Source organism: Streptomyces sp. NPDC093591, assembly GCF_044764885.1.
Classification (GTDB): Bacteria; Actinomycetota; Actinomycetes; order Streptomycetales; family Streptomycetaceae; genus Streptomyces.
In genome coordinates this window covers 189,286-197,200 of the sequence record NZ_JBIWIY010000022.1, presented here as the reverse complement: position 1 = coordinate 197,200, position 7,915 = coordinate 189,286, and the positions used below count along the sequence as shown (strand labels likewise).

Sequence of the window (7,915 nt, the reverse complement as noted above, 5' to 3'; positions counted from 1 at the left end):
TTGCCCCCCCGGGGGGGGGGCGGCGGTTGTGGGGGGGTTTTGGGCCCCCCCCCCCCGGGGGGGGGCCCCCCCCCCCCCGCCCCCCCCCCCGGGGGGGGCCGGGGGGGGGGGGGGGCCGGGGCCCCCCGCCGCTCCATGTCTCCGCCACCGCTCCGGCGGCCCCCCGCCACTCAGCGCGCAGCATGACCAAGGCGGACAGCTGGACCAGGAAACAACTCGACCACTCCGAGCAGCAGGACCAGGCCGACACCGACCAAGTGCGGCCACGCCGACCCAACCGGCCACGCTCTACAGCCGAATGACCGCCGAGGCGCAGGCAGAGCCCAGGCGTCAGGCGGCCACGTCGACAACGCCCAGGCCGGGATGGAGGCGAGGGGCCGTGACGCATGAGGGAAGCGTGGCTGAGGTTGGTAGGGGGTTGCTGGAAACACACGTGACGGGTGTTCGGCCGGCGCCCCCGCCGTCGTGGCTGACTTTCGGTGGCTCAGGTCAGAGCTGGGCGTCAATCGGCCGAACGGCAACAGTCATCCCCTCTGACTCGACACAAGAGGCCGGGGTTGGCGCAGCCGCACCCACGTTCGAGCACGCCAACCACCCCGGTACCATCGGCACCGGGGTCCTGATCAGGGCTTCCGTGACCGGACCACCCCGCATTGCTGTCCAGGCTGAAGGGGTGGTCCGGTCTTTTGCAGTTGGGTTCAGCCGCGCGAGAGACGCCGGATGAACCGAGGCTTCGGGATCAGCTCAGGGCCTTACCCACCTCGTAGATGGTGGGGCGATCCTCGGGAGCATGGCTGAGCATCGCGTCGATCAAATCGCCCAGCTCGCCAGGCGCCCTCACTGCCCGACGCCGACCATTCGCCACGGCCTCTCGCTGCACGGGGCGCGGAGCGTCGTCCGGGTACTCGACCGCCCGCCAGCCCGTGGCCGAGATCAGCAGGGAAGCACCGAGTGCGTAGATGTCGGCTTCCTGCGTCGGCTCGGCCACTCCGGTGTCGAGCACGCTGCGGGCGATCTCCGGTGCCTCGTAGTGGACGAGGCAGCCGCGGAACGGGAAGTCGTAGCTCTCAGGCACATCTCCGCCCCGCGCAAGGGCGAGGTCGATGAGGTGCGTCCGCTCGGGCCCGATGATGAAGTGGGCGGGCTGTACGTCACCGTGTGCCCAGCCCTTGGCGTGGAGTTCGGCCAGTGCCTCGACGCAGCCCAGCGCCACGCTGGTGCGCGGTGCGATGGAGGAGTCCGGCTTACGGCAGGGCTCCCACAGTTGGTACAGGTCCGGTCCCTCGCGCCACGGCTGGAAGTTCCAGGTGCCGTCTTCCCACTCGCCGTACGCGAAGTCAGTGAAGCCGAGGCGATACAGCACAACACCCTCGCGCGCAGGCGCAAGAGCAGTCCAGGGCTGGGCGGGCCAGTCGGCCGTGGCCTCGATCGGATAGCCGACTTTCACGGCGTGGTGGCCCCGAGGACCCTCCACCTCCCAGACCATGGAGCCCCGACGATTGAGGACCAGTCGCCAAGCCGTGGGCATGAGCGCGTCGAGCGCCACGATCGGCAGTTCAGGCGTTGAGCCGGGCAACTCGCTTCTCCTTCCGGCGAACGTGGCCGACCACGAGTCGGGGCCGGCCACGTCGCTGCTGTCGTGTGCTACGCCTGACCGTACGGGCGGCCGCAGTCCGAGTCGCACTGCGCGAGGTTCCTGCCGTCCACGGTCCACAGGTCGTCGAAGACCATGAACCCGGCCGCCTTCATGGCGCGTGCCGAGGTGATGACCTTTTCCGGGTCGCGGGGACCGCCGCCCGGCTTCGGGTTGTGGTGCAGGAAGCGGCCCGCGTACCGGTCGCACAGCTCCGCGTAATCCTTCGTGTGCAGGATGAGCGCGTGCAGACCGAGGTCCACGTCGTCCGACGGGACCATGGGGACGGTGGCCGTGGCTGCCGTGACCAGGAAGGCGACCGCCTGGTCCGCGATCCGCTCGGCGCGCTCGCGTGACTGCCCGTTGTGGACGACCACGAAGTGGGTGAGGCTCTCGAACAGCTCCTCACCAGCCACCGCGCGACCGCTCTTCTGATCGTTCGCCGTTGCCGTCATGCGTCAACTCCTTGTGTGTGACGGTGCGTGGGTTGGATGGCCGACCCCGAACGGGGAAGGGGGGAACCGGGGAATGGCCCCCGTCCGGGGCAGCCCGTCTACTGGCCCATGGCGAGAGCCATGCCGATCACCAGGCCGCACGAGCCGCTGATCACGACGATGAACAGGACTCCTGCGTACCGGCCGATAACGCGCATCACAGCCCGTCCCGACTGTTGCCGTTCCTGATGGCCAGGCGTGCGCTCAGTTCCTCTCGCGCACTCGGCGGCTTCACGTTTTCCGGCATGGCGTCCCACTCCGCGCCGCCACCAATCGGCCTTATCTGCACACGGCCGCCGACCGTGCCCGTGACGACGCCGATGCGGTTCCTGGCGGTGTCCTTCGCCAGTTCACCGATGCCTGGTCTGGTCTGCTGGTTGCTCGCCATGGACAGGAGCATCGCGATTCGGGGACCGCCGCCAAAAGGTCAGGCTGATTACCCAACTTGGGTAACATCGCGGTAAGTAGAGAACTAGCGACGTTGCGTAGCCCTCGCAGTGTGGGAGCTTGCCGATGCCCGACGCAGACCGGCCGCTTGAACTGCCAGCCAGGTTGCTCACCGATCCCGACATGATCGACGCGTGCCGAGTGCGGGACTTCGCCAGAGTCTTCCGGCTGGTGAAGACCAAGGCGGGCATCTACCCATCCATGATCGCCAGACGCTGTGAGCTGACTCCTAGCCGTGTCGGCGAAGTCATCGCCGGGCAACGCCAGTTGCAACACATGGACGTCATCGAGCGCATTGCGGACGGTTTGCGCATCCCCGGGCACATGCTGGGGCTCGCCCGTCGGGTGTGGGAGACACCTCAAGCCCTCGTGGCCACCGAGCGAGAGGTAGCCCAGGAGCCGGAGCCCGAGCCGCAGACTCCCGCGGCTCTACCTGGCCCGGACGTGGACAGCATCTTGGCCCTGGCCACGCGAACGAGCCTGAACGCAGCCACCCTTGAAGCCTTCCGTTCCTCCATCGAGGATTACTGGCGACGAGACGACCAGCACGGAGGTGAGGCACTACGGCCGGCCATCGTCGGCCAGCTCCGCCATGTCGTCGGTCTCTTGAAGGAGCACCGACCGCCGTCCATCCAGAACGGCCTGTACGGAATCGCGGCTGAGCTGGCACGCCTCACCGGCTGGACCTACTTCGACGCCCGCCAGTACAACCAGGCCCGCGCGTACTTCACCGAGGCCCTGCAGCTGGCGAAGGAGATCGACGACCGTCAGTTCATGGCCAACGTCCTTGCCTGCATGAGCTTGCAGGGCACGTACCAGGACAAGCCCGCTGACTCGCTGGCCTTCGTGACGGCCGCCCAGGACCAGGCCCGCTCGGCCGTCGACACCACCCCACGGGTCCTGTCCATGCTGTCGATGCGCGAAGCCTTCGCTCACGCCACTCTCGGCAACCGGGACTCCACACACCAAGCGATCGGGGAGGCGCACCGCCACTTCGAGCGGATTCGGGTGAGTGACCCAGACCCGTCCTGGGTGTCGTACTTCGACGAGACGAAGCTGATCGTGGACACGGGGATCGCTCACGGCCGACTGGGCGAAGCAGCCACCGCCGAACCCCTGATCGCCGACGCGTTGCGGCGCGAGGCCCGCACCAACCAGCGCGGCCGAGCGTTTCACTCGTTCTGGCTTGCCCGTACGCAGCTGGATCAGGGCAAGCTGGACCAGGCGTGCCACACCGCCACGCAAGCACTGGAACCGGCATCGGCAGTGGCCTCCGAACGCGTGTCAGGCCATCTCAGGGAGTTCTACGACCAGTTGGCCCCACACAGGCACGAGCCCGTAGCCCTGGCCTTCGAGGCGCGGCTACGGGAACTCCTCCCACCGGTCAGCGGATCGCTTCGTCCATGAGCAGGTAGAGCAGACCGACGAGTGAGCCGCTGCTCACGACCTCTCGGCGATCGATCATGCCCCGTACCTCTGAGAGGGGAATCCACTCAATGCGGTCGGACTCGTTCTTCTCCGTGGGCGGGCCAGCGTAGGTGGCGCCGTCGATTCGGAAGACGTGGTGCTGTGAGTCAGTGATCCCGTTGGCCGGCTCGGCGTAGATCAGGGGCTTGATGGGGCCAGGGCGCCACCCTGTCTCCTCCAGCACTTCACGTGCCGCCGCCTCCTCCGGGGTCTCGCCCTCCTCGACCAGGCCCATGGGCAACTCCCAGGCCCACGAATCGGTGATGAAGCGGTGCCGCCACATCATCAGGACCTCTTGGCGGTCGTTGACCACGGCGGCCACGGCCAGGTGCCGCAGACGAACAACGTGGTACTCCCACCTGCGCCCGTCAGGCTGCTGGACGTCCACCAGACACAGATTCACCCACTTGTTCGTGTAGATCTGGCGCTCACCGTGCGTCTTCCACTCCATACCTGCGACCCCTCTCGATCGGTCTCCAGGATCTCAGACCGGTTCGGAGGCGGCACAAGTTCAGCCTTTTTCGCGTCACCTTGACGAGATCCCCGTGCGCGCCTCGCGCTCCGGTTGGAGCGGCCGAGTGACAGGCGGAGGTGTCTCGGCACTCCTGATGGCCCACGGGCTGAACTGATGAGCCGTCATGAACTGCCGAGGCCAGTATCCGACGGCTCCGGTCAGACCGATCCTCTTACGTCCAAGAGATCGTCTGTTCTTCAGAGTGGGGCCTCCCGCCCTCAGTCCATCGATGGGTAACGGTCCCCTGAGTTGCGGTGCCCATGTCGAGTGCAATCGGGAAGTCGACGTGAGCTTTAGGTGGGATACGGCCGGCAGTTAGGGGCCGGAGCGGTACCGGACTGTTCCCTTCCCCAACAGGTTTGACTTCCAGGACGACATCTTCTGCGGCTGCATCCCCCAGATTCTCAACATGGAGGCGCCTCTTGGTTCGTCGCATTTTGAGGCGACCTTTCCTGTCCTGCGTAGGCTCCGTCTCATACAGGTAGCTGGAGCGCAGTACGGCGCCGGAGCGCGAGGAGGAAGCATCATCTCCGCCCACATCGCCGATCGTGTAAGCGTCACGCTCCAAGCACGTCCGCACCTTGGCGGTGAGGTCGTCAGGCGACGCGTAGCTGCCAGTCAGTCCGTGCTCCCGTAGCTCCTTGCGGAAAGCGTTCAGCGCTTTGAGCTGTTCCGGATCGTGGTCGCGGGGGATTGGTGCGTCAGAGAAGAAGACGTGCACGGCGGCGCCACGATCGCGGGCCCGGAGAATCTCCTCAGCTGTACCCGAGGCTGCACGCTTCGTGGCCTGGCCGAGGCGGCTATTAAAAACGGCGATGACGATATCGGCAGCATCGGCGAATTGCTCGTTGATCACCTCCTGCGCATCTTGCTGACCCACGAGCGGCACACCACCCATCTCCCAACGCAGGGGTAGGAGGTGAACTCTCCTTTGCAGGGTGTGATCACTGTTCCAGCTACGGATTACATCTTCCACGGTGTCGCGCTCGGTTGCCGTGTCGCCTGGGGACGCGATTAGGACGCTCAACGTAATGGTTCGAAGTGCCATGCCATCAGGTTAGCGGCAGACACTGACATGGAGGAGTGTTGTCAGCGGTGCTGGTCCCGTGGGGCTTCCCAAGTTGGGTTCGCGGTCAGACTCATCCTAGAAGAGGAGAGATGCCAGAGAGCCCGTGATGGCACCGGCCATGGCTCCGCCGACGGTTGTCCACGACAAAGCCGTATTGTCGATCCTTGATTCCATCTGGCTGCAAATACTATCGAGTCTAGTCAGATCCAGGGTTTCGATTCTTTCAACATCATCCCCGTAGTCGATAGCGAATATTTCCTCTAGCCCTGATTCTTCGACATCGTCATAAAACGCCTTCTTCTCGTCGATCCAATTCCGCTTAAGGATCTCGATACCGGAAATGCAGAGCCATATATGCGAACTGAGAAGTCGGACTTCCGACCTCCAGCCACGCCCGTGCCAGCGAGCGATAAGGCGACGCAAAAGAGGCTTGGTTGATATCTGAGCATGCTCGGCGTAGTGCGAGAGTAGGTGTAGAAGCTGAGTATACGCTTCGGATTCTAGATCGATTATCCGACGCCCAGTATTTTTTTGACGTGCGAAATTCTCGTACGAGCTACCCAGGTCGAGAAATAAGTCGATCAGTGAGTCCTTTTCATCCTCCCACTCGGCAAACAAGAGGTGGATGTCACTTTCGTTGCGTTTTACGAAATGAGTCCTATTGCATTCCTCGCTTGGCGTCAATAGGAGATTTGTGTGCATAAAGATGTTTTCACACTCAGGGGAGCATGCCTGATTATAGAGAGTGTGTCCGCATCCGTTTACAGCCTTTTCGAGAATGTCGAAGGCGATGTGGCCGCCAGACAGGGGGGATCTTCCCGACTCATGTCTCCACATGACCAGCGCCACCACGCCGTTCCATGCAACCCAGTAAGTGTCAGTCGGGATGTCGTCGGCATTGTGATGTTGTGGCTGGTTCTTGATGGGGACGGCAGCCTTGAAAACGATTGGTTGATCGAATCTCATTACAGGGAAACCATCGGAACCCTTGATTATGTGACTCGGCCTAGTGCGGTCGGCATCCGGAAAGAAGTTAGAAACTGTAATGAAATCGGAATTCTGATCTTCTTCTAGCTCTGCCCAGATGACACGAGGATCTTCCTCAAGGTGATTTCGGACATTCTCGATCTCGGCAGCGCGGTCATTGATCTCGCGTTGTAGTGCAAGGAGAACGGTTGCACTACGGCAAAGAAATTTGGATCGGCTGCTAGAGCTTGTTTCCTCTTCTGTGCTGCTGGTCATTCTTCTCAGCTTCCATGCGGGGCTTCTATGAGAGATGCAGATCATATAGCGCCAGGAAGATCATTTTTGGCCTTGCCAGGAATTTCAAGCTTGGATGTCCGGTTCCAGGCCCGATGAGCGACTTTGGGCTGGAGCTGCTTTGGTGCGCGTGATCATTGCTCCGTAGGCCGGCGCATGGGGACCTTTACAAGACGCGAAGAAAAGCTTCCACTTCCAGCATGTTTACGAGATGGGCGTCTTGAGGGTGAATCAAAATCGTCAACTTCTTACTGACTAGACTTTGCCGTGAATATGCCACATACGACACCAGAATCATTCGAAGTAGGACCTCTCGATCCAGGTGATTTACTCGCGCCATTTCAGAGCCGATCACAGGCATGGCAACTGGTTCGCGCTGTCCCAGCGTGTCTAGAGATCTCCATAGGCTTTCAAGACTCTTCCAAAGATCATCCGTTGATGAGCGTACAGTCAAGTCGTTTCTCATGCGCCCGTACGCCAAACAAAAGTACCTCCGATCTGGGCTGCCTAGGGCGGCGACTGTGCCGATTGGGTACCTCGACAGTTTTCCTCGTAGCTTATCTCGGCGCGATTCCATACGGCTGACAGGGACGCCTGAGAGTGCTGCTTCAAGATCGCCATTCAGTCGGTCTAGATCATCGTCATAGATCCTGTTCTGAAATTGCCCTTGCACGCTTCGAGGTGAGATTACGACACCATCAGAAGAGTCGGTGTCGAATACGTCGTTAAAACCGATGACTAAGTGCGCAGGCTCATCGAATAGGTCTCCCACCTTGACCTCGATAGTCATCTGAGGTCTATCGAATTCCCGCGCACTTGACTTTTTGGGTAGAGATAGCGCTATGCTCGAAGCGATTGATGTGAGTGCAATAATGGCCAGAGTCGGACCTCGTGGTATTTCAGACTTGGGCCACAATGTCAGAATAAGCTGAGGGATGCTGGCGACCAGGCCAAATGACACGATAAGGTTGCCGCCGAATTTACGCCACAAACGTCGACTGGTGAGGACGCCATTCGTCATTAATGTGAAG

Annotated in this window: 8 protein-coding genes; 1 reads left to right on the top strand and 7 read right to left on the bottom strand. The window is 62.1% G+C overall.

Going from position 1 to position 7,915, the window contains the following annotated elements; translation table 11 throughout:
* Positions 1-739 precede the first annotated feature (739 nt).
* From ACIREI_RS38855 to ACIREI_RS38845, 3 genes are all read right to left on the bottom strand, one after another.
* The gene (locus ACIREI_RS38855) at positions 740-1,576 is read right to left on the bottom strand and encodes a protein kinase (protein WP_403343549.1); all 837 of its coding nucleotides are present in this window, start codon (positions 1,574-1,576) and stop codon (positions 740-742) included.
* A gap of 68 nt (positions 1,577-1,644) precedes the next feature.
* The gene (locus ACIREI_RS38850; protein WP_403343547.1) at positions 1,645-2,088 is read right to left on the bottom strand and encodes a glycine-rich domain-containing protein; all 444 of its coding nucleotides are present in this window, start codon (positions 2,086-2,088) and stop codon (positions 1,645-1,647) included.
* 196 nt (positions 2,089-2,284) lie between these two features.
* On the bottom strand, positions 2,285-2,527 hold the full coding sequence (locus ACIREI_RS38845) for a hypothetical protein (protein WP_403343545.1): 243 nt from the start codon (positions 2,525-2,527) through the stop codon (positions 2,285-2,287).
* A gap of 113 nt (positions 2,528-2,640) precedes the next feature.
* Here ACIREI_RS38845 and ACIREI_RS38840 point away from each other — a divergent pair, with 113 nt between their 5' ends.
* Positions 2,641-3,981 carry a hypothetical protein gene (locus tag ACIREI_RS38840; protein ID WP_403343542.1) on the top strand — a complete coding sequence of 447 codons (1,341 nt, stop codon included), beginning with the start codon at positions 2,641-2,643 and terminating at the stop codon, positions 3,979-3,981.
* Here ACIREI_RS38840 and ACIREI_RS38835 read toward each other — a convergent pair.
* The 4 genes from ACIREI_RS38835 to ACIREI_RS38820 form a co-directional block, all read right to left on the bottom strand.
* Positions 3,959-4,492 (bottom strand): NUDIX hydrolase, encoded by a 534-nt coding sequence (locus tag ACIREI_RS38835; protein ID WP_043407174.1) that lies wholly within the window; start codon positions 4,490-4,492, stop codon positions 3,959-3,961. The two genes, ACIREI_RS38840 and ACIREI_RS38835, sit on opposite strands and share 23 nt — an antisense overlap.
* 235 nt (positions 4,493-4,727) lie before the next feature.
* Positions 4,728-5,603: a hypothetical protein gene (locus ACIREI_RS38830; protein WP_403343541.1), complete on the bottom strand. Its 876-nt coding sequence runs from the start codon at positions 5,601-5,603 to the stop codon at positions 4,728-4,730.
* A gap of 96 nt (positions 5,604-5,699) precedes the next feature.
* Positions 5,700-6,866 carry a hypothetical protein gene (locus ACIREI_RS38825; RefSeq protein WP_403343538.1) on the bottom strand — a complete coding sequence of 389 codons (1,167 nt, stop codon included), beginning with the start codon at positions 6,864-6,866 and terminating at the stop codon, positions 5,700-5,702.
* Between the two features lie 184 nt (positions 6,867-7,050).
* The gene (locus ACIREI_RS38820; RefSeq protein WP_403343577.1) at positions 7,051-7,674 is read right to left on the bottom strand and encodes a macro domain-containing protein; all 624 of its coding nucleotides are present in this window, start codon (positions 7,672-7,674) and stop codon (positions 7,051-7,053) included.
* Between the last annotated feature and the right edge of the window lie 241 nt (positions 7,675-7,915).